The organism is Roseofilum reptotaenium CS-1145 (assembly GCF_028330985.1).
Taxonomy (GTDB): Bacteria; Cyanobacteriota; Cyanobacteriia; order Cyanobacteriales; family Desertifilaceae; genus Roseofilum; species Roseofilum reptotaenium.
In genome coordinates, this window is sequence record NZ_JAQMUE010000083.1 from 60138 (window position 1) to 82123 (window position 21986).

The following is a 21986-nucleotide window of genomic DNA, read 5'->3' on the forward strand; positions in this document are numbered from 1 at the left end:
CAGTCCCTAGGAAATTAAAAGGTGATGTTAACTAACCGTTACGGATGCGATCGCATGAACATGATGTTTCTAACCATCGCTCTCCGAGTTCTTTGATAGAGAGTAGAACTGGTTTGAGTTCTCGGCCTTTTTCCGTAATTGAATATTCAACATGGGGCGGGATTTCAGGGTATACCGTGCGTTTGACTAACCCATGGTGTTCCAATTCTCGCAAACGCAGGGTAAGGGTTTTAGAGCTAATACCGGGTAAGGCATCCAGAAGGGCATGGGTGCGGCGATCGCCTTGGAACAGTTCCCGCAAAATCAACACTGACCATTTAGAACTAATCAAGTCCAGGACAAACTGAATCGGACAGCTTGGTACAAAACAGGCAGACTCTGGGATAGAGACTTCTGTTTCTATGGGGTTCCGTTGATAGTTCATAAGCGAATACTACTAACCTTAATGTTTATTTAAATATGTTTGTATCCCTGACTACATCCTATTTTTTCCCTTTAGGTAACTAAGGATTCAGGGCGTACCTACCTTGTAATTTTAATAGAAAGTAATAGGCTGTGAGAAGAGTGAATCCAAAGCCACTATCACGGGCAATTGCCCAGCAGGAAACGCTAAAGTCTTGGTATATCAAGGTTTCAAGCGATCAATAACTGTTAGTTGATAGTCCAAAATTACAGAAGTTGACACAAATTGAGAGAGAACTTAATCTCTCGTAACTTCTCAGGCAGTATGTGGAAATAAAACTCCATTAAAAAGTATTACTTTACTGTACTGTGCTGCCTAGCTAAGTCGAATTGAATTAAAAATCCATGGAGGATATTGAACCATGACTCAAACCTTAGCCCTAGGAAATGTAACCAGTGAAGCTCAAAAAAATGAAGCTTTCGTTCTTTGGTTTGAACAAGTTGGCATCAGCGACATTCCCTTAGTTGGCGGTAAAAACGCCTCTCTAGGCGAAATGATCCAACAATTGACTCCCAAAGGTGTGGTTGTGCCCAATGGATTTGCTACCACAGCCCATGCTTATCGCTACTTCATTCAATCCGCAGGTTTAGAAAGCAAACTGCGGGAATTATTCTCCGATCTAGATGTCGAAGATCTGAGCAACTTACGGCAACGGGGTAAAAAAGCCCGATCGCTGATCCTCGATACCCCATTCCCAGAAGATCTTGAGCAGGCGATCGCCAAAGCCTATGAAAGAATGTGCCAATGGTATGGCAATCCAGACAACGGTAACCTCAACGAAGTAGACGTAGCAGTGCGATCGAGTGCTACGGCTGAAGATTTGCCCGATGCCAGCTTTGCCGGTCAACAAGAAACCTACCTCAACGTCTATGGTGTAGATGCGGTTCTCAAAGCATGCCATAAATGCTTTGCCTCCATCTTTACCGATCGCGCGATCTCCTATCGGACAGTAAAAGGCTTCGATCACTTTGATGTTGCCCTCTCCGTTGGCGTACAGAAAATGGTACGTTCTGACTTGGCTTCCTCTGGTGTAATGTTCTCCATCGACACCGAAACCGGATTCAAAAACGCAGCTCTAGTTACGGCTGCCTATGGTTTAGGGGAAAACGTCGTTCAAGGAGCCGTCAACCCTGACGAATACTTCGTCTTCAAGCCAACCCTCAAAGACGGCTATCGTCCGATCCTGGAAAAACGCCTGGGTACTAAAGAACTGAAGATGGTCTATGACTTGGGTGGATCGAAACTCACTAAAAACGTTTCCGTTCCCGAATCTGAGCGAGGCAAATACTGCCTGAACCACGATGAAATTCTTCAGTTGGCCAAATGGGCTTGTATTATTGAAGACCACTACTCCGAAGTCCGGGGCACTTACACCCCCATGGATATTGAATGGGCAAAAGATGGGGTGACTGGCGACCTGTTCATCGTGCAAGCGCGTCCCGAAACCGTTCAATCTCAGAAATCTGGCAGTATTCTCAAGAACTACAAACTCAAAGGAACATCCAACATCGCCGTTCGCGGTCGTGCCGTCGGTGAAATGATCGGTCAAGGCAGTGCCAGAGTGATTCTTGATGTTCACCGCATCGACGAGTTCCAAGCCGGTGAAGTCTTGGTGACCAACAAGACTGACCCTGACTGGGAACCGATCATGAAGAGAGCCAGTGCAATTGTCACCAACCAAGGCGGTCGGACTTGTCACGCAGCAATTATTGCACGGGAAATGGGTATTCCAGCGATTGTCGGTTGTGGAGATGCCACCCAACTGCTGACCACCGGTCAAGAAGTCACCGTGTCGTGCTCTGAAGGTGAAGAAGGACGGGTTTATGACGGTCTAGTTCCCTTTGATGTCATTGAAACCCAACTCGACAACCTACCCAAGACCCGCACCCAAATCTTGATGAATGTGGGTAACCCCGAAGAAGCCTTCGGTTTATCCTCCATTCCCTGTGACGGTGTTGGACTAGCCCGGTTAGAGTTTATTATTGCCAACCACATTAAAGCTCATCCCTTGGCCCTGCTGCGGTACAACGAACTCGAAGACGAGTTAGCCAAACGGGAAATCGCCAAACTCACCGCTCTCTACGACAACAAGCCTGATTTCTTCGTAGACAAACTGGCCCATGGTATCGGCATGATTGCGGCTTCCTTCTATCCCAATCCAGTGATTGTACGGATGTCTGACTTCAAGAGTAATGAATATGCCAACCTCTTAGGCGGTCGTCAGTTTGAACCCAAAGAAGAAAACCCGATGATTGGTTGGCGTGGTGCATCCCGCTACTACGACCCCAACTATCGCGAAGCCTATGGTTTAGAGTGTAAAGCGCTCAAACGCGTTCGGGATGAAATGGGCTTAACCAATGTGATTCCGATGATTCCCTTCTGCCGCACACCCGATGAAGGTCGCAAAGTGTTGGCTGAAATGGAAAGCAATGGCTTGAAACGCGGCGAAAATGGTTTGCAAGTTTACGTGATGTGCGAATTGCCCAGTAACGTGATCTATGCTGACGAATTTGCCCAAGTCTTTGATGGCTTCTCGATTGGTTCTAACGATTTAACCCAGTTAACCTTGGGATTAGACCGTGACTCTGCCTTGGTTGCTCACATCTTTGACGAACGGAATGAAGCGGTTCGTCGGATGGTACAAATTGCTATCAAAGCAGCGAAGAAACACAATCGCAAGATTGGTATTTGCGGTCAAGCGCCTAGTGACTATCCAGAGTTCGCCCGCTTCTTGGTTGAACTTGGCATTGATTCCATGAGTTTGAACCCGGATTCTGTTCTCAAGACTATCTTGGATATCAGCAAGATGGAACAGTCGGGAACCATTATGGATGAGGTGTTGGAGGTAGCTCAGGCTAACTAACAACAGGTTTGGATTTTGGATTCACTCTATCTCAGCAATCTAAAATCCACACAAACTGCCCTGGGGAGGAAATAACCCTGGGGCGGTTTTGTTTTGGGATTTACAGGGAATAGGCAATAGGGAATAGGCAATAGGGGAAACCCAGATTACCTATTGCTGATTACCCGTTGAGCAGTTCTGAGGATTTGGCCGGCTAAAATGGCGGCTCCAAAGCCATTATCGATATTGACGACTCCAATGCCTGCGGCACAGGAGTTGAGCATGGTGAGCAGGGGGGCTAACCCGTTAAAGCTGGCTCCATACCCGATACTGGTGGGGACGGCAATGACAGGAGAGCCGACTAAACCGGCGACGACACTGGGGAGAGCGCCTTCCATACCGGCGACGACAATCAGGACATGGGCTTGGTCTAAAACAGCACGATTGCTGAGGAGGCGATGGATACCGGCAACCCCAACATCCCAGAGTCTTTGGACGTGAAAGCCTGAGAGTTCAGCAGTGATGGCAGCTTCTTCAGCGACGGATAAATCGGCGGTTCCGGCAGAGAGAATACCAATTGTTCCGGGGTGACGAATATGGGGAGTGCCGATCGCACAAATCCGAGCTATGGGATAGTAGATCAGATGGGGCAGGCGATCGTCCAATTGATGATAGACATCGGGTTCAATGCGAGTCGCCATGACGATAGGATTGTCCTGACGCATGGTATTCATAATCTGGGCGATTTGATCGGGGGTTTTTCCTGGCCCCCAGATGACCTCTGGAAAACCGGTTCTTAGGGCGCGATGATGGTCAATCCGAGCAAATTCGCTCACCGGTTCAAAATCAAAGTATTTGAGCTTGTTTAGAGCCGATTCTGGGGTAATTTGCCCCCCTGCTACTGCCTCTAAAAGGGCGCGTAAGTCTTCATTAATCATTACTCATTACTCATCAACAATCTGTAGTTCATCGAGATTCCACAATGCCCCACCGAGGGCAGAATACTGAATGGGTTGAATGTGATCGCGCACCGCCGTCATCGAGAGTTGATTCACTAAATAAATATAGGGTAAGTTTTCCTTGATTAATTGTTGAACTTCTCCATAAATTTGCCGACGCTTATTTTCTTCTAATTCTTGCGCCCCTTGGATATACAAATCGGCAATTTTCTGCTCCCAAGGGTCAGGTCTCCATCCTTGAATCGGGGGTTGTCCCGGTTGAGGTTGTTGATTAAAACTATGTAATGAACCATCAAGTGACCAGACATTGGCGCTATTATTGGGTTCAACTCCACCCCCGGCAAAGCCAATAATATGAGCATCCCAATCCAGGGTATTACCGAGTTTATCGACTAAGGTACTAAAGGCGATGGGTTGGAAATCGACTTGAATGCCAATTTTGCTTAAATCTTGCTTAATTTGTACGCCTAATGCTTCCCTAATTTTATTGCCAGCATTAGTCAGAAGGGTGAAGCGAACCAGATTACCACGATCGTCTTCTAATTGTCCTGCCCTGTTATATTGAAAACCGGCTTCTTCTAACAGGGATTGGGCTTGTTCTTGATTAAATTCATAGATTTTTAAGCCCTCTTCCGGGGAGAAATAGTAGGGACTTTGGACGGGAATATTAGAATATTGGGGTTCTCCTAAACCACGATAGATGTTATTCACCATGGTTTGTCGGTCGAGAGCATAGGCAACTGCCTGGCGAAACTTCACGTTATTAAACCATCGGGATTTGACCGGATCGACCAATGGCTTGCCATCGCGACTGGCTTTATTTAAATTAAAGGTGATAAATACAGAACTGAGGGTGGGTTGTCGTCCGTGGATGATAAATTTTCCTCGGTCTTCTTCTTTCTTTAAAAGGGAAAAATATTCTGGCGAAACATCGACTAAATCTAAACTCCCGGAACGAAATTGGAGAAAGCTGGTGTCGGTGGACTCGACAATTTGCCAAATGATGCGATCGATATTGGGGAGGCGATCGCCCCCTTCGTCTTTTTTCCAATAATAGGGATTTCGATTAAAAATGACCCGTTGGGTGGTATTATACCGCTCTACTTGATAGGGGCCATTGACGACAATTTGCTCGACTGGGGTGTCGGTTCCCCAGGTGGAGAGAAAGATGGGATTCCCTTCGGAGTCTTGGTTGTCTATGGTCGGTTTAAGGACATGGGCAGGTAAAATTGGTAAGCCGGTACTGCGTAAAAATGGGGCGAAGGGTTCGGGGATGGTAAATTCAACTCGGCGATCGTCTAATTTTCTCACCGTCGGTAGGGCGCGACTTTCACCGATCATCAGTACAAACCGAGCGGAGGTGGGAATGGCTTCATTGAGATAAACATCGTTGTAGCTAAAGACGACATCATCGGTGGTGAGGGGAGAGCCATCGGACCATTGTAAATTCTCCCGGAGGGTAAAGATGATCCGCTTACCTTGGTTGGAAATTTGCCAAGATTGGGCTAATCCGGGTTCAATTTCTCCAGTTAAACCATTGGTCTCAATCAGTCCTTTGTAGGTGAGTCCAAAAATGTTGGGAGACTCTTGACTGAGGGCGTAGTTAAAGGTTTTGGGATCGCTGAGAATGGCTTGCACCAGTTGGGGTACTTCAGCGGCAGATGTGCGAAACTGGGTAGGGCTACAGGCGGATAAAGCGATCGCCATGACCACCAGTAGCACTCTTATCCATCGACTATATGCGATCGCCATATATCTGTGTCTGTCTTAAGTTGCCTATTGATTGTACAGCACAGCCAAGTTGCTCAAGACCCTCGTTAAAGCATCCTCATAAACAATTAATATTCATGGGCTAAATATTGCCATTCCAGAATAATCACCGCAGGAACCGAGATCTGAGTTTCTCCATTTTCCACGGGTAAAGATAGCTCTAGGGAACCAGAAGCGGAAACGGAATCCAGAATATCGGTTAGCTCGTACTGTCCCACATTGGGGGCAGGGGCTTTATCTGCAAAAACATCGGAGGCACTCAACTGCTGATTCTGGCTATCTTTGAGGTTAAGAGGAGCGGGATGTTGAAAAACCGTTTGCTCGGGAAATCCGACTAAACGTAACTGAACATTAGCCAATCCTCCCACTTTGATCCGCTTAAAGAGAATCACTTGCCAGGTTTTGCCACTCCTATCTCGCAAGCTATGGCGAGATTGATAGAGGGTTTGTCCTGGTGCTTCGAGTTGTTGGCGAATCAGAGCCGATGCGGGTGGGGAAACCAAAAGGGTAGAGGGGAGGAGGAAGAACAGCAGGGCAACGAGAAAAGCAATGACCCTGTATTTTCCTGGGTGAGTTGGACACGATTTCCTTAAATCTCCCCGAGAAAAGGGGACTTTAAGGAGAGAAGGGTGAGTTAGGGCGTTCATTCAGATTCAGAAGCGACAGGATTGGGAATAAAGACAGCGTACATGCCTCGAAGATCTCCTACTTTAAAGTCATAGGCTAAATCTTGGGGATAGTTTTGTTTAACAAATTCTGGCCGTGCTGCTTTTGCGCCATGGCAGCCTAAACAGGTGGCTTCTACATTAATTCGGCGATAGTAGTGCTGTCCTGGTTGACCATTAAGGGTTTCATCTTGCCAGAATCCCATCAGTTTTGGATAGCTATCTAGCAGTTTAAGGGCTGCTTCTGCTTCTGGGGTGTCTGGAGCATGGGCAGGGTTGCGATATTTGACTGCCATTTGTTTCACTTGCCATCCGTTTTCTTGGCTCAGTTGTTTGGCTTTCATACCCACGGGTTTACAGACTTGCTTGAAGGTTTGTGGAGTAATGGCTTCGGTTCTGTCTTTGAGGGTGGAGGCTAACCCAGAGCGCATGGCATCTAAGTTTTCAATTTCTTCGATAGCATGGGAGAGTTGACTAGGATCGGGGTTTGCCAGGGCTGTTTGGGGAGCGCAGAGGCTCAGGACAGTGAGGCACAGGAGCAGAGTGCCCATGGCGAGGAGTTTGATCGGTTTCATGAGTCAGATTAAAAATCATTACTTAACTTTATAGTAATGGATTGCAGTCAGAAAATCCAGGTTTGGAAGCCAGGCAAGAGGGCAAAATCGCCCAAATGTAACTGACTTTAGCCGATCGCCGGAAATTCACTTAATCCCAATTTATGATCGCTGTCCAAAAGGTATAACGTCATTGAGGTTACGATCTGCCCCCGTCCGATCCAATTTCTCGATCGATTGCTTGTCGATAGGCTTCAATTTCCACCTGTAGATCGTCAAACGTGGGGTCATCCTGAAAGCATCCAACTTTGTCTAGCCAAGGATTTCCAGTCTTAGTGGTTAGTGGAATCTCAACTTGAACCACTTCAACTTTATTCGTTAGATAGTCAAATTGTAAATCATGAATCATACTGTTGCTTTTCATCTGGTCCATTGACAAAAGGAGTTAGCAGCTCAAATTGTTATAAATTCTCATGACCCCATTACTAATGTAGCGACACTTTTCTTTTCCAAGACATACTCGCTGTAATCAGCGAGATGATCGAGTCCTAAGCAACTAAGAACGATTTCTAAGGCTAACCATAGGGTGATCCTGGGGATTAAGGTTTTCCATCGTACTTTCATCGGTTGAGTTCCTCGACAGGAAATACAAAAACATACGAGAGGTTAGAGGTTTCGTCTGGATGATTTCGGCTATAGTTCTAGGATGCTCTAGAGATGCCGGTGATGACGGTGAGTACAGAGGGCGATCGCATGTGAGAGATATCCTAGAAAGATGTGATCTCGGTTTTTTCTCTAACCTGATGTTCGTAATATAGGTAGGCGATGGAGAAGGGGGTGAGAAAACCAGGACAGTAATTTAATTGGACGATCGCGCGAACTGTTGGTAAACGCCGATGGTTTGTTGGGCGATCGCCGACCAGCTATAGTGAGTATTAGCGTATTGTGCCGCTGCTGCTCCTCGTTTCAGTCGTTCTTGGCGATCGCTCAGAGCCAGTCGTAAGCTATCCGTTAACGAATTCACATCACAACCACACACCCATCCAGCCGCCGCTTTTTGGATATCTTCCCAGATATAAACGCCTGTGGAGATGACGACAGGGGTTCCGGAGGCGATCGCTTCAGCAACAGCAATGCCAAAATTCTCATAGTAGGACGGCAATACAAACAGATCTGCATCTCGCAACAGCGCCGCTTTCTCCGCTCCCCTGACAAACCCCGGAAACTGGGTACAGGAGGCTAAAGTCGAGGATTGGATCTGCTGTTTAATTTGCTCCACATAGGCGGTATTTTGGGGATTACCACCCGCTAAAACGAACTCAAAGTCAAAATTTTCATTTATCAAGGTTTCCAGGGCAGGAATGAGCAAATCCAAGCCCTTTTTCGGGTCAATTCTCGACATATAGAGAATTAAGGGTTTATCGGCAGGGATATTCAGGTTTTCTCTAGCCATACCTGGTTCTGGCAATTCGGGCAGTTGCACGCCTAAAGGTACAATTACGCCTGGGGTATCAGTGCCAAAGCGATCGGAAATTTTCGCTTCAATGCTGCTGGTAAAATGAATGGCTGCGGCTCCTTTAATATTGCCCTTTTCCCACAGAGCCGTATAGATGCGTTTCAGTTGCCGTTTTTTGCGTAAGTCCGCCGGATCTAACGTTCCCAAAGGACGCATAATATACGGGAGTCTTTTCTGTCTGGCGATCGTTGCAGCAGCCGAACTGACCGGAGAAAATAGGGCATGAATATGGGCAATCTCGTATTCTGAGGCATGTTCGGACAGCCATTGTAATAAATCTAGGGAAAATTTGTAGCGTCGGAATGGGGAGCAGCGAAAGTAGCGAATCTGATAGCCATTTTCCTCCACAGGGCGGTCTAGGGGCACATCTAACGGCGCTTCACCCGTATCACCATTAGAATCTGTAGTTAAGATAGTCACTTCCATACCAGGCTTATTACTTAAGGCGGCAGACAACCCTTTGACCATCTGACTCGGACCACCATAGACGAGAGAAATGGAAGGAACAATTTGTAAAACGCGCATTATGGTTACAGCGCTTTGCGCTAGGGAATAGGGAATGGGGCAAGATCTACGTTTCGGGAAATCAATTGAAAATACAAGAACTAAACGTGAATGAATCTACAGCAACTGTTCATAAAAAGAGCATTGTTCTTTAGCCAAAGCCGTATTGGTATAGTGAAGCATCGCCCGTTCATAACCTTTTTGCGCCAAATCTTGTCTGAATTCTTGATTTTCCATTACTTGACGCAAACTGTTTCGCAAACCATCCACATTCCCTTCTGGAAATACCAATCCCGCTTCATCAATCACATGGGGAATTTCTCCAGAATCAGAACCAATGACCGGCACTTTACAAGACATCGCTTCAATGAGAACATGGCCAAATTGTTCTTTCCAACCGGCTGCGGTTAGTGTCTTAAATTTATAGGTGGTCTCAGACGGTAAAACCAGGACATCCATTAAATTAATATAGCGATAAACCTGGTCATGGGGAACACTGTCCACACAAATCAACCGGTCTCGCAATCCAACTTCTGAAGCCTTGTTTAAAAGATCTTGCTTCAAGTCACCTCGACCGAGCAACAGCCATTTCCACGGATAATCTGTAATTTTTTTCAAGGCATTGAATAAAGTCAAAAGTCCTTTTTCTTCGACAAATCGCCCCACAAAACCCACGACAAATTCATCAGGCTTAATGCCCAAAGATATTCTCAATTCCGGTTGCTCTTGGGGCGAAAATAACTGCTCATCTACTCCCAGTTGAGGCATCACTTTGATGGGACCATCATAGCCATGATCGCGCAGTACATCTGCTCCGTCTTGGTTGCCTGATATAATACCATGGGAATGTTTAAGATTAAATCCCTCTAACACAGAAATGGGGAATTTGACTTCATAGGGTAAATTCCACCAAGTAAAGAATACATTTTTGGCGTTCAAGTTGAGTTGCTTATTGAGGGTAATTAATTCCGCGTGGCTAAACGCTTTTGCTCCTTGCTCAGTCTGCAAAATATGGGGTTTGAAGCTTTTGAGCAATTGCACTAAATCCAGCCCAAAAGTCAATAATCCTTGGTTGTTTTGACTAAAGTTGGATAGGGGGACAACTCGAAAATTTCCCTCATCAACGGGTTGGGTTTCAATAATTTTGTTTTGCACGCCTCCCGGTCGCCATCGCTTGGGGACAACCACGGTTACTTCTATGCTTGGATCGAGTTGGGCTAATTTTCTTAATTTCTCTCGATTGAGATCGACAATGTAGGTGTGGCTGGCGATTAAAATTTTCATGATTGTTTAGACTCTAATAACACCATTAAACCGATTCAGAAGCTTGCCATTGTTCATCTTGTTGGCTATAGGTTTGCCCTGTTTTCCATACTGTTTTGAGCCGAGTCTGCCAAGCACTTAAGTAACCCATGGTGTAGAACCCTGCACGACTAACAATTTTGATGGGGGAGCCACTTTTATTGCAGGGAGGATGACCTAAAACGTGACAGTCAAATAACTTGCTAAAGAATCGGACTTGTTGACCTACAGTCAAATTCTTGAGTCCCATAAGAAAGTGGTTATGGTAGAAGGTAATCTGATATTCTAGCGATCGCGTGGAAATATCGTGACATCCTCCGGTTTCTTCCCCCAAATGCACCAAATTGGCTTCCGGATCGTACCAGATTTTGTATCCCGTCTGGCGCAAGCGCAGGCAAAAATCGGACTCTTCCCGTACGGCACTGCCGCGAAATCTCTCGTCAAATTCCAAGCCATGTTTGCTAAAAATATCACGGCGGAAGGACATATTACATCCCCGTGCAGAAATGACTTCCTGGGCTTTGGTCGTATGGACTAAATCAATGTGATACCAAGCAATTCCAGGGTCAAAAGCTTGCGGCGGTAACTCTTCAATAGTATAACTATTCTTGGACTCGCCCAACTTCATGCGGTCAAAAACACGACCAGCTACTGCCCCAATTTCTGGGCGATCGTAATTGCGAGCATGGGCCATCAAATAGCCTTCTGGTAACACCACATCATCATCAATAAACAGCACCACATCTCCGCTAGAGCGCCGTACTGCATAATTTCGCGCTCCTGGTAAACTCGCCCAATTGACCCGAAACAGCTTAATTTTGCCTGAATTAGCCATCTCATCCAAGAAGGCTTGAATTTCCGGCTTATGCTCGGCTGTTTGATCGACTACTAAAACCTCAAAATTGGGATAATCCTGCTTCAGGACATCCTGGATACTATCGAGTAGAGGTTCCTCTCTCCCATAGGTAGGAATAATCACAGATACAAAAGGTAAATTCATTGTTGATTTGGCGATCGCTTAGGGATGATAGTTCTATTTCTTCTTTTTACTCGATTTACGCCCATTTTTGCCAGATTTAGCCGGTTTAGATTTAGATTTCTTGCGTTTTTTCGGATCGGCTTGTGCTTCCAGAAGCGCTTGTAGTTCTTCCTGTTTCTTTTGTTCTTCTTTATCAATATCAGGTAACTTTAAGGTAATACCAGCAAATAACCAGTAGTAGACACATACCGGATCAGTATCTAATGGATACCAGTAAGTTTGGTAACTGATAATTAGAATAAATACCCAAAAACAAGCGCCAAAATTGCGTAAGCTTTTATCTTTGACCGAACGATAAGCTTTAAACGTTTCCCAAGTCAGAGCAGTAACGAGCAGTAAAAATAAGGCAAGCCCTGGTTTTCCTAATTCAAAAAGGATTTTGGGGAACCAAGTTTCCACTAAAAAAGTTTTCCCAAATATTCTAGCAGAATTAGTTGCCCGTCCTAATCCATTGCCAAAGAAACCGGCTCTCTTAGCAGAACTCTCTGCTTGTTCAGCAATAAAATCTGCTGGATTAGAGGCACCCACTCGACCGACTAAACTATCCCATCTTTCTTGTACAACATCGGGGAAAGCTATAGCCGCACCTCCCAAGAGTAAGGTTAATCCAACTGCAATCGGAATGAACCGTTTTAGGTTAGCAACTTGACCGGTAAGCACCAGTAAAATGACGGTTACCACAGGGACAAGCATTGTCGCAATTCGTTGTCCTGAAATCACAGAACAAACAAAGTTTAATCCCATTCCAGCAAATCCTGCCATTTGCCATAGAGGAGACGGATCGCAAAAAGCAGTTGCAAAGGTAAAGAAGGCGCTACAAATCATATACCAACCCCAGTGCCAAGGGGAAGGTAAGGTACTGGGGAGACGGATCTGACCAACCTGGGGACTGTAAGTTAAAGATCCTCCAACTAGGCATCTGGCTTCAATACTTGCTTTGAATAAATCCTCTCCTGTTGCATTACGGGTGCCTTGACATGCACCAGATAAGAGCGATCGATATTGCATTACACATAATACACAGGTGATCAGGGCTAAAATAGTCGTTATCCGGGTAATCCAAAGCAATTCTTTTTTCCCCCGAATCATATAAAATCCACAACTGATTAAGGGGATGTATCCCATGAATACTTTTAAGCCTAAAAGCCCTAATAAGATCGGTTTATCTCCTCCGTAAGTTTTTCCAGTTGTATTAATAGCTAGGATGACAAAGATACAATAAGCTAATAGGGCAAATATGAAGGGAATTAGGGGTTTAGGTACAAGGAATGGCAAACGATATCGTTGGCAGTATTGATAGATGCCCATTAATCCAGGAATGTAAAACGCATCTTTGGCTAACTGGAGGAGTGCATTTCCTCCTCCCACTCCATAAACAATAGTGCCGCTAAAGGGCATATAGATATAGAAAGCCCATAGAGCTTGAATGGGATAATTCAAGGAAAATATAAGAACACCAATCCCAAATAATCCGGCTACGAAAAATGAAGGTTCGCCCATAACTGCGAACCCAATTAAGCCGAAAACCGAGCCAATTCCGATCGCCTGACCTAGGACTCCATTGAACTTTTTGCGCGCATTGGCAGCTTCACGTTTTTTGGCGGCTAGTTCTTCTTTCGTCGGAGGGGGTTTGACCAGGGTGGCTAGATTCGGTGCTTTTCCTTTGGATTTGAGTTTACTTTTGGCCATGGGGGAAGCGGGAACTGCTCTGAAGTTATTCTTTCTGGGAGATCAATACAATGGCACCTTTGCCTAAGATAGCTTAGAGATTGCGTCCTTTGCCTAGCAATGACAGAATACCTATAGGCTGTTTTTTATTGACTATTATATGTTACTCAAGTCTACGACCCGCCATATCCGCATTTTTACGGCTGTTATTGAAAAGGGAGAACTTAATCCATCTGACAATATGCTGACTCTGGATGTTGACCCAGATAATGAATTAAATTGGACGGATTCGTCCCTAAAAGCGGTCTATGGTAAGTTTGAGGAGTTGGTTACAGCCTATGAAGGACAGGATTTAACCGAGTATAATCTGCGTCGGATTGGGTCGGATTTGGAGCATTTTGTCCGATCGCTCCTCCAAAAAGGGGAACTCAGCTATAACCTGGAAAGCCGGGCAGTGAACTACAGTATGGGCTTACCTCAAGTCGCCGTCGATCAACCCTAATTCCAATTCCCGTTAAAGACGATCAAATGGATTCGGGGGTTGGGGTTGGGGGCGATCCTCCCCCGCCAACTCTGAGGGAGGACGTTCGTTGCTCCAGCCCCACCAGGCTTGTCCGCATTCACATAAATAAAATTCTTGCCATTTACGGCGATTGCCTTCTGTGTAAACGGGCGATCGCCGATTTAACCACACCCGTTCAGCTTGCCTCGAAGTCGCCGCACAGCGAGGACAACAGAACTTGAATGCATGGGTAGCTTGTTCTGTCCAAGCCGGTGGATGAATATCAAACGCTTCCATAAACCTTACAATTCTCCCTAAACCAACGGAGTGCTTATACCCTAAGCTTAAACCCATGAACACCAATTTTTCATCCATGATGGCTATCCTAGACTTGACATCGGTGTAATTCCGGAGTCTGATAATAATCAACGTGGTGTGACATCACCGGATTGGCTGGCTACTGTGAGGAAGCACTCTGCCCATGAATCCCATCTTAAACCTAATTTCTGCCCTCGGAATAGTTATCTTATGTCTGATTGCTTGGGTTGGTTCCGAAGACCGCAAAGTGGTTCCCTGGCGAACGATCGCCGTTGGCATTACTCTACAAATGACGATCGGACTCTTAGTCTTTGTTCTCCCCACGCGCGATCTGATTGCCCAACTCAATAATCTGCTCAATGCCCTTTTAGATGCTTCAGAAGCAGGTGCTCGCTTCCTATTTGGTGGCGATACTTCTGCTTTTGTCCCCAATCCTAACCGAGTGCTTGGCCCGGGGCCGGCAGGACGGTGGATTATGCGTGCAGTCAGTCAACCCTATGTGGCGATCCCTGGTGATAAACTCGGCTCAGATAATCTCAATCCTGGTTATATCTTTGCCTTTCGCTCCCTGCCCCAAGTGGTTTTCTTTTCGGCATTAGTCGCCCTATTATATCGATTGAATATTATTCAACCGATTGTGAAGATTTTTGCCCAACTGTTCCAGAAAACGATGAAAATTAGTGGGGCGGAATCTTTATCCGGAGCAGCCAATATTTTTGTCGGCATTGAATCGGCGATCGCCGTTAAACCCTTCCTGGCAAAAATGACGCGCAGCGAAATCTGTGCCATTCTCACCAGTTGTTTTGGTTCGATTGCTTCCTCTGTTCTTGGACTCTATGCTGGTTTTTTACGCCCCGTCTTTCCCTCTATTGCCGGTCATTTGGTCTCCGCTTCAATTATGACCATTCCCGCTTGTTTCGTGATTTCAAAAATCTTGGTTCCGGAAACTGGAGTGCCTGAAACTCTGGGCAAAATTCCCGAAGAGCCAGAGCAAGACCCCGAAAAACGACCGAATCCCATGGATAGCCTGATTATGGGAGCCTTAGATGGGGTGAAAATGGCCGTTGGTATTGCGGCTGTAATTATCGCCATTTTGGGTTTAGTGGCGTTAATTAATATGGGCTTTGATAGCCTATCCGGATTACCTGCACCAGTCGGTACGGTGTTTCAAGTGGTTACGCTGCAAAATATCATGGGATTTTTGTTTTTCCCCCTAACTATTCTGACGGGGGTATCTCTGGATATTAATGAAATTTGGCAAGCTTCGGTGATTATCGGTCGTCGGGTGTTTGAAACCAATGTGCCGCCCTACATTAGTCTCGCTAATCTGAGTCGTGCAGGAGCCATTAGCGATCGCGCCATGCTCATCGTTAGCTATGTTCTCTGTGGGTTTACTCACTTTGCCTCCTATGGTATTTTCGTTGGCGGACTCTCTTCCCTGATTCCCGAACGGCGATCGGAAGTTTCCTCCCTCGGCTTCAAAGCCCTCTGGGCCGCTACTCTCGCCACCTTAATGACCGGTTGTATTGCTGGACTCTTTGACTTGGGTAACCCGGCTACATTAGGACGATAATCGCTAAATTCCCCCTTCCTCCATTTCCCTAGTTTCTACCCATGCTCAAACTCAAACTCCATCGACTCTGGTTCATTAGTTTAATCGTTGTGACTGCCCTAGGATTAATCTTAGGTAACCCTCACTGGTCTGCATCTAACACACCAGTTGCCCTAGAGCAACCCGCGATCGCCCAAGTCCCCAGTCCTCCAACCCCAGAAACCTTACCGGAACCGCCTCCTTTACCTTCTCCGGACGCTTCTCCATCCCCTCAAGCTTCTCCGAGTCCAGACACTCCGTCAGCTCCCACCCCCCTCGCCTCCCCTTCTCCCTTACCTCCCCCTCCTGCTCCTCCGAGTCCAGAACCGACTCCAGCCATTCAAGAGCCAACTGCATCCCCGTTAGAGGTGGGTGGGACGTATGAAGATCCCAATGGCTTTTATCAAATCGCGATCGTTCAAGACTATAAGGTGAGTTCCACCGGTAAAGATCCTCTGTTTGAATCCCCAGATGGACAAATGGCTTATACCGTTGTGCGTTTACCTCGACTGACCAAACAACGACTCACCAATGGCATTTTGGCCCAAATTGCGGTTGAAGAATTGCAAGGCGGTGAGGGTTTTCTAGCTCAAAGCTATATCCCCCTAGGTGAAGGCATCGTACAAGTGCCTTGGACAGGAAGCTTAACCCAAGGACGCAATAGCCAACCGATGAGTGGGACACTGATTTCGACTCAACAGGAACAGGATGTCTATTTGGTTTTAATTGCAGCGACAGAAACAGGAGCCGAGCAAGTGCCGAATCTGCTGGCAACTTTGGTTGATGGTTTGGAGGTTACCCCACAATAATGTATCGCGATCGCGACCCCGAACTGTCTCGACTCATGGAACTGATGCCCGCTTCTGGGCGCATGTTTGTGCAATTGATTGGTAAACCGGAACAACCCCAGGTGATTGATGCACCGTTCCCTTTGCCCTGGAAGCGATCGCGGCCGATTTATATCAATTTTGACCTTTTGCGCCAGTTACCACTGCCAGAGCAAGATTTAGCTGTCTTACAAGCCGTTTGTTGGGTTTGCCAGGTAGAATGGTTTAAGCCTAATCTCTATCAAGGATTAGTGGCAGTAGGATTCCTGGGAACAATGATAGAACTGATGCAAGCTGATGCCGTAGGAATGGTCGCCGGAGGAGGACTAACAGCTATGGCAGTGATGCAAATCCGACGCAAAAACCGCCAACGGGATGTGATGATTGAAGGCGATAAAGCAGCTATTCGGGTAGCCAGTCGGCGCGGATATACGGAACTCGAAGCCACTGAATCCTTGTTAAAGGCGATTGAGCATATCGCTCAAATTGAAGGGAGAAATGGTTTATCTGTAGTGGAGCTACTGCGATGCCAAAATTTGCGGGTGATGTTAAATTAGGGAATAGGATGGAACCCTCTGTCCGTTTTTCTCTACTCTGCAATGGGAAAAACTCATTGAGTCAAATTGTCCTGTTCCCTAGAGTAAATACCCAAAATAAAGAAGGTTATGGATTAGAACATCAAGGGAAATGCTCATCTCTACCCTCCCTTATTGCTCGTCAATAGAATCTTCTTGCAACTGAACATCCAAGTTTCCAGGAAGCTCTAGATCCTCTTCTTCTGAAGCAAACGCTTTCAATTCTTCAATTTCAGATTCTTCCGTAATCCCTAACTCAGCCCTTCTTTGTTGATCGATAGGACGATTAAGAACGCACCCCGAATTATCTGGACTAATCGAGCAACCATTAGGGTCAAAGTCCACTTTAACTAATTCAACTGTTGTAGAAACCATAATCAGTCCTAAGGTTAGACTAGCAGCAGAAATAGAGATTTTTTCGTAGATGCTTTCCATCGTGTTTTTGGTTCCCTTGATGCATGAGACAGCTATATAGAAAGCTTAGTGGTAAATTTAGGGAATGTCTGTCAAGCTTTGATGAAGTTTGACCGTATTTTTATGAAGATTTCATGAAGAAGCGCTGAAACAACGCAATTTCGTTTTGTCAGGCACGGGGAATCTACTGAATCGAACCATGAAACCCACATTTAAGACGACACAATGTAGTACAAAAGTCGTTCTCAACGTTCCTTATACGTGAGATTTTATAATAACTCTTTTATTCGATAATATAATCAAATCCATCTAGGCCAATCCTAGCCATAATTTGCGATCGCTGTTGTTGAAGGATCTGTTTAAATGCTTCTTCCCCTAAGTTTCCCTTTAGGATGGCGACTAAATTCGCTACTTGCCGTTTCTCTATCGCATTTTTTTGCTCTAATAAATACAGTCCTAAACAAGCGTGAAATACAGCTAAGGAAAGTTGACCGAGTTGATAGTTGACTTCACCAAGATTGGCATGGCTTAAGCCTTCCAATTCCAAATTTCCTAATTGAATGGATAGGGCTAGACTTTTTTCTAAATAGGATTGGGCATTATTGCTCCGATCTAAGATTAAATGAGCAATTCCCATGCCCAAATAACAAAAGACTGCTGAGATCAAATCTTGATGCTTTTCTAATAACTTGATTCCGCGTTGAAGCCTTTCGATACAAGCTTCTATGTTGGAGATAGAAACATGTTCTTGTTGTTGAGCTTGACGGACTTCTGCATAGCCTAAATTGGCGATCGCATTAATTTCCCCCAATGGATCGCCCATCTGACGAGCAAACAAGAGTGCCCGTTGTCCGAAATCGATCGCCTCCGGAAATTTCCCTAGACTGAGCTGCAAGCGACTCAAATGGTTCAAATTTGCCACTTCACAGTTGCGATCGGACTCTTGACGGGCTAAATCGAGGGCTTCTTCATGTAAAATGAGGGCGCGATCGCGATCGCCCATCCACTGTTGCGAATAGCCCAATACCGTCAGGATACGTGCCTTTTCTTGCTTTTTCTCAATCGTTCTCAGGGGGCGATCGAGATAGGCAATGGTTTCCCGAAACGTTTTACCCGTAAAGGAGGCAAAGACACCGCCATAGATGGGAAAATTATCTCGTTGAGCAAAAGAGCGTAAAATTTGCAGCCCAATTTGAAAACAAGCATCCGCAAGGCGATCGCGATCGGAGGCTGAAAGCTGCTCGGCTTGACGAAATCCATGGCTTAACTCGCACCAGATAATCGCAAACGCGATCAAGGTTGAGGCGGCTGCATCATTGCCCGCTTTAATATTGTAGGGTTGTTTGTCAAACCAGCCCACTAAACCCTCTTGGATACCTCGCAATAAGAGTATGAGTTCAACCCAAGCACTTAAATCTAACCGGGTTTGTTGTTGAGCCGCAGATGCAGCCGATTGATTATTGGACTGTTCGGTGAAGAACAATTTAGACAATGGACTGCTCACTTGTTTTGCCCAATAACCCCAAGGATTATTCGCCCCTACTTTGGACGCAAATCCCAATTGACGCTGCTCGTACAACCATCCCATCAAGTCCAGAGAACTATAAGCTAACAATCCTTGTTTCAATCCTGTTGCCAGAGTGTGAAGTTCGGCAACCGTCTTGTCATCAGATTCTTGAACTTGTTCTAACTCTTTTGCCAGGGATGCAATCTCCTTACTGCTGAAGGCATTCGTTTGGTTGGGATCGAGAATTTGCAGGAGAACAGATAAGCGATCGCCCTCATCTGCATTGATTAATTGGGTGACAGCATCGCTACAAGCATTTTCCGTCCTTTGAGTCTCTTGATATCGATTCCATGCTTCTTCCAAAGTGCGAAGCGCCCTCAGTTGACGCTGGGCTTTTGCTTGCTTTAACTCATCCTGTTCAGCCTCCACTTTATTTTGAGTCAGCGTTATTTTTTCGATTAAACATCGTTCAAAAATCTCCCCCGTACCCCGTGCCAATCCTAGCTGTGCGACCAATTGCCGATAAACATATTCTTTAGATACAATCTTTCCTTTGAGGGTATCGGTAACGATTTTCTCGATAAACGCTGAGTAGCGATCGCTTAAAGATAAGGTTTCTGGATCTTCTGATGGCATTTCTTCTTTAGGTTCTTGATGATGTTCTGAATTATAGCCAGTTCAATGAAAGAGTGGAATCTGGTTTTCCCTATTCCTTATTCCCTGATAAACCTAAATCGACTGCTATTCGGTGGGCACAAGCAAATCCAGAAAAGGCGACTGCATTCAAGCCTTGTCCAGGAAAAGTGCTATCCCCGACACAATATAATCCTGGAATACTTGTCCGATTAAAAGGCATTCCTAACAATCCTAATAACTTACGTTTGGGAATGGGGCCATAGGTTCCATCTTGGCGGTTTAAGAAGCGGCGATGGGTGCGCGGCGTACCGACTTCTTCATAGTCTAATCCCGCTTCTAATCCAGGGAAAATAGTCTCTAATCGCTCAATGATTTGATCGGCAATTTCTTCTTTTTGGGCTTCATATTTTTTCGGCGTTAGTCCTTGCCATTGGTCAATCCAACTGGGGGTAAAGGTGTGGATAATATGATGACCGGGAGGGGCTAAATCGGGATCGAGTAAGGTCGGAATGGAGACAAAAATTGTCCCGTGGGAGGTTTCCATTTTATCCCAATCTTCAAGCAAAATATGGTGGCATTCTGTTCCTTCTGGTAAGACGGAAGCTTTTACTCCTAAATGTAAACTGACGAAACTGGGGGATTTTTGGTAGCGTTCTTGCCAGCTTTGTTCGGCTGGAGGTAGGGTTTCGGAAGGTAATAAGGATTCAAAGGTGTTCCACCGGGTAGCATTGGAAACAACACGGCGAGCAGTATAGCGTTTGCCATTGACTAATTCTACCCCGATGGCTTTGTTGTTCTTGAGGAGAATTTGTTTCACTCTGGATTTATAGAGGATTTGACTGCCTTTTTTTTCCAGTCCTTCAGCGAGTTTTTCCGCAATTTGTCCGACTCCACCTTTGGGATAGTTAATGCCTCCATAATGGCGGTCAGAAAAGACCATCCCGGCGTTGATCATGGGGGTGAGTTGGGCAGGGACAACGGACCAACAATAGCATTCAATATCGATGAATTTGAGCAGTTGTGGATCGCGGATATAGCGACGGGCAATATCTCCCACGTTTTGTGGGAGATATTTCACTAAACCTAAACAAGCCAAGGGATGCTGGAAAAATACCCGCATTAAATATCTAGGTTCCTCTAAGGAGAGGAGTTCCATGGCGTTGAGGCAGTTAAACACGCGCCAACATTCATCATAGAATTTACGGATGCCTTGGCGTTCGTGGGGGAAGCGATCACCCAATTCTTGTATAAACGCCTCGTACTCCCGATGGACTTTTAGCTCTAACCCTCCTGGCAAATGATAATGGATTTGTACGGGATCGGGATAAGTATCTAAACTCATATCCACTGCATCCAAGGCACGGGTGAGTAAATTGGTCGTTCCCTGTTTACCGAAGCCAAAAATCATTGAGGCTCCGACATCAAACCGATAACCATTGCGCTCAAAATAGCCCGCACTTCCCCCTGGAATTAAATAACTTTCCAATACTAAAACGCGAGCGCCTTTAGCAGCGAGTTGGGTCGCGGTGACCAGTCCACCAATACCGGAACCAATCACAATCACATCACAATCGGGGGAAAAAGACTCAACAGACATGACTATAGGAAGGGAAATAAATATTTAGAAGTCCAACATTTAATTGTAAACTATTGTTTGGTTTATCCTCACACACCCATGACTTTTCAACTGCACGTTCATGTCCCCCCCCATCCCCTGATTCAACATTGGTTGGCTGTTGCTCGCGATCGCCAAACCCCTAGCGCCCTATTCCGTACTGCCATGACCGAACTGGGACGCTGGCTTACCTACGAAGCAGTGCGAGACTGGTTACCCACCTTCCAAACCACCATCGAAACCCCCCTAGCTCCCTGTGCAGCGACTCTGGTTAACCCAGAAATTCCTGTGGCTGTCGTTCCTATCCTCCGGGCAGGTTTGGCTCTGCTGGAAGGCTCCCAAGCCCTGCTCCCTTTAGCGAAAGTTTACCATCTGGGTCTGGCTCGCAATGAAGAAACCCTAGAAGCAAGCTGTTACCTGAATAAACTGCCCCCAGAGTTTGCTCCGGAAACTCGGATCTTAATTCCAGAACCGATGCTTGCAACAGGAGGCAGCATTACCTTGGCCTTACAAGAACTCACCCAACGAGGTATTAATCCGGCATTTGTCCGTATTGTCTCCGTGGTTGCTGCCTCTCCAGCCCTGCAAAAGCTGAATGAAGAGTATCCGGCTCTTAAGGTGTATACCGCCTGTATTGACCCTGAATTGAATCAGCAAGGATTTATTGTTCCGGGATTAGGGGATGCGGGAGATCGCACCTTTGGAACCTAACTTAAAGG

The 21986-nt window shown here is 46.0% G+C and carries 20 protein-coding genes; 6 read left to right on the forward strand and 14 right to left on the reverse strand.

What is annotated here, in order from left to right:
- Nucleotides 1–31 precede the first annotated feature (31 nt).
- On the reverse strand, nt 32–424 hold the full coding sequence (locus PN466_RS18145) for a winged helix-turn-helix transcriptional regulator (protein ID WP_271941990.1): 393 nt from the start codon (nt 422–424) through the stop codon (nt 32–34).
- A gap of 400 nt (nt 425–824) precedes the next feature.
- Here PN466_RS18145 and ppsA point away from each other — a divergent pair, with 400 nt between their 5' ends.
- Nucleotides 825–3326 carry a phosphoenolpyruvate synthase gene (ppsA, locus tag PN466_RS18150; protein WP_271941992.1) on the forward strand — a complete coding sequence of 834 codons (2502 nt, stop codon included), beginning with the start codon at nt 825–827 and terminating at the stop codon, nt 3324–3326.
- A gap of 146 nt (nt 3327–3472) precedes the next feature.
- On the opposite strand, the gene larB is transcribed toward ppsA, so the two are convergent.
- The 9 genes from larB to hpsL form a co-directional block, all read right to left on the reverse strand.
- Nucleotides 3473–4243 carry a nickel pincer cofactor biosynthesis protein LarB gene (gene larB, locus PN466_RS18155; protein ID WP_271941995.1) on the reverse strand — a complete coding sequence of 257 codons (771 nt, stop codon included), beginning with the start codon at nt 4241–4243 and terminating at the stop codon, nt 3473–3475.
- A gap of 6 nt (nt 4244–4249) precedes the next feature.
- Nucleotides 4250–6016: an ABC transporter substrate-binding protein gene (locus tag PN466_RS18160; RefSeq protein WP_271941998.1), complete on the reverse strand. Its 1767-nt coding sequence runs from the start codon at nt 6014–6016 to the stop codon at nt 4250–4252.
- 86 nt (nt 6017–6102) lie between these two features.
- The gene (locus PN466_RS18165) at nt 6103–6681 is read right to left on the reverse strand and encodes a DUF3122 domain-containing protein (RefSeq protein WP_271942000.1); all 579 of its coding nucleotides are present in this window, start codon (nt 6679–6681) and stop codon (nt 6103–6105) included.
- A complete protein-coding gene (locus PN466_RS18170) occupies nt 6678–7274 on the reverse strand; it encodes a Tll0287-like domain-containing protein (RefSeq protein WP_271942003.1) in 597 nt (198 codons plus the stop codon). The genes PN466_RS18165 and PN466_RS18170 overlap by 4 nt, the downstream gene beginning before the upstream one ends.
- A 178-nt stretch (nt 7275–7452) precedes the next feature.
- The gene (locus PN466_RS18175) at nt 7453–7677 is read right to left on the reverse strand and encodes a hypothetical protein (RefSeq protein WP_271942005.1); all 225 of its coding nucleotides are present in this window, start codon (nt 7675–7677) and stop codon (nt 7453–7455) included.
- Between the two features lie 435 nt (nt 7678–8112).
- Nucleotides 8113–9294 (reverse strand): hormogonium polysaccharide biosynthesis glycosyltransferase HpsP, encoded by a 1182-nt coding sequence (hpsP, locus tag PN466_RS18180; protein WP_271942008.1) that lies wholly within the window; start codon nt 9292–9294, stop codon nt 8113–8115.
- A 96-nt stretch (nt 9295–9390) separates the two neighbouring features.
- Nucleotides 9391–10557 (reverse strand): hormogonium polysaccharide biosynthesis glycosyltransferase HpsO, encoded by a 1167-nt coding sequence (gene hpsO / locus PN466_RS18185; protein WP_271942010.1) that lies wholly within the window; start codon nt 10555–10557, stop codon nt 9391–9393.
- Between the two features lie 25 nt (nt 10558–10582).
- Nucleotides 10583–11575, reverse strand: coding sequence for a hormogonium polysaccharide biosynthesis glycosyltransferase HpsN (gene hpsN, locus PN466_RS18190; protein ID WP_271942013.1), 993 nt, complete (start codon nt 11573–11575; stop codon nt 10583–10585).
- A 33-nt stretch (nt 11576–11608) separates the two neighbouring features.
- Entirely contained in the window at nt 11609–13303 is a 1695-nt protein-coding gene (gene hpsL / locus PN466_RS18195; protein ID WP_271942016.1) for a hormogonium polysaccharide biosynthesis protein HpsL, read from the reverse strand.
- A gap of 139 nt (nt 13304–13442) precedes the next feature.
- Here hpsL and ndhM point away from each other — a divergent pair, with 139 nt between their 5' ends.
- Nucleotides 13443–13784: an NAD(P)H-quinone oxidoreductase subunit M gene (ndhM, locus tag PN466_RS18200; RefSeq protein WP_271942019.1), complete on the forward strand. Its 342-nt coding sequence runs from the start codon at nt 13443–13445 to the stop codon at nt 13782–13784.
- A 12-nt stretch (nt 13785–13796) separates the two neighbouring features.
- On the opposite strand, the gene PN466_RS18205 is transcribed toward ndhM, so the two are convergent.
- The gene (locus PN466_RS18205) at nt 13797–14159 is read right to left on the reverse strand and encodes a hypothetical protein (protein WP_313898648.1); all 363 of its coding nucleotides are present in this window, start codon (nt 14157–14159) and stop codon (nt 13797–13799) included.
- Nucleotides 14160–14265: 106 nt separating this feature from the next.
- Between PN466_RS18205 and PN466_RS18210 the strand changes: the two genes are divergently transcribed.
- From PN466_RS18210 to PN466_RS18220, 3 genes are read left to right on the forward strand one after another with little or no spacing between them, the layout of a single operon-like run.
- Nucleotides 14266–15675, forward strand: a complete 1410-nt coding sequence (locus PN466_RS18210) for a NupC/NupG family nucleoside CNT transporter (protein WP_271942020.1) — start codon at nt 14266–14268, stop codon at nt 15673–15675.
- Between the two features lie 41 nt (nt 15676–15716).
- Nucleotides 15717–16502 (forward strand): hypothetical protein, encoded by a 786-nt coding sequence (locus PN466_RS18215; protein ID WP_271942023.1) that lies wholly within the window; start codon nt 15717–15719, stop codon nt 16500–16502.
- Complete coding sequence (locus PN466_RS18220; protein WP_271942027.1) at nt 16502–17077, forward strand: DUF3318 domain-containing protein; 576 nt, start codon at nt 16502–16504, stop codon at nt 17075–17077. The genes PN466_RS18215 and PN466_RS18220 overlap by 1 nt, the downstream gene beginning before the upstream one ends.
- Before the next feature lie 150 nt (nt 17078–17227).
- Here the strand turns inward: PN466_RS18220 and PN466_RS18225 are convergent, their stop codons facing one another.
- The 3 genes from PN466_RS18225 to crtH form a co-directional block, all read right to left on the reverse strand.
- Nucleotides 17228–17530, reverse strand: coding sequence for a hypothetical protein (locus tag PN466_RS18225; protein ID WP_271942031.1), 303 nt, complete (start codon nt 17528–17530; stop codon nt 17228–17230).
- 262 nt (nt 17531–17792) lie between these two features.
- Entirely contained in the window at nt 17793–19652 is a 1860-nt protein-coding gene (locus PN466_RS18230) for a tetratricopeptide repeat protein (RefSeq protein WP_271942034.1), read from the reverse strand.
- Nucleotides 19653–19722: 70 nt separating this feature from the next.
- Complete coding sequence (gene crtH, locus PN466_RS18235) at nt 19723–21249, reverse strand: carotenoid isomerase (RefSeq protein WP_271942037.1); 1527 nt, start codon at nt 21247–21249, stop codon at nt 19723–19725.
- Nucleotides 21250–21327: 78 nt separating this feature from the next.
- Between crtH and upp the strand changes: the two genes are divergently transcribed.
- Nucleotides 21328–21978, forward strand: a complete 651-nt coding sequence (gene upp / locus PN466_RS18240; RefSeq protein ID WP_271942040.1) for a uracil phosphoribosyltransferase — start codon at nt 21328–21330, stop codon at nt 21976–21978.
- The last annotated feature ends 8 nt before the right edge of the window (nt 21979–21986 follow it).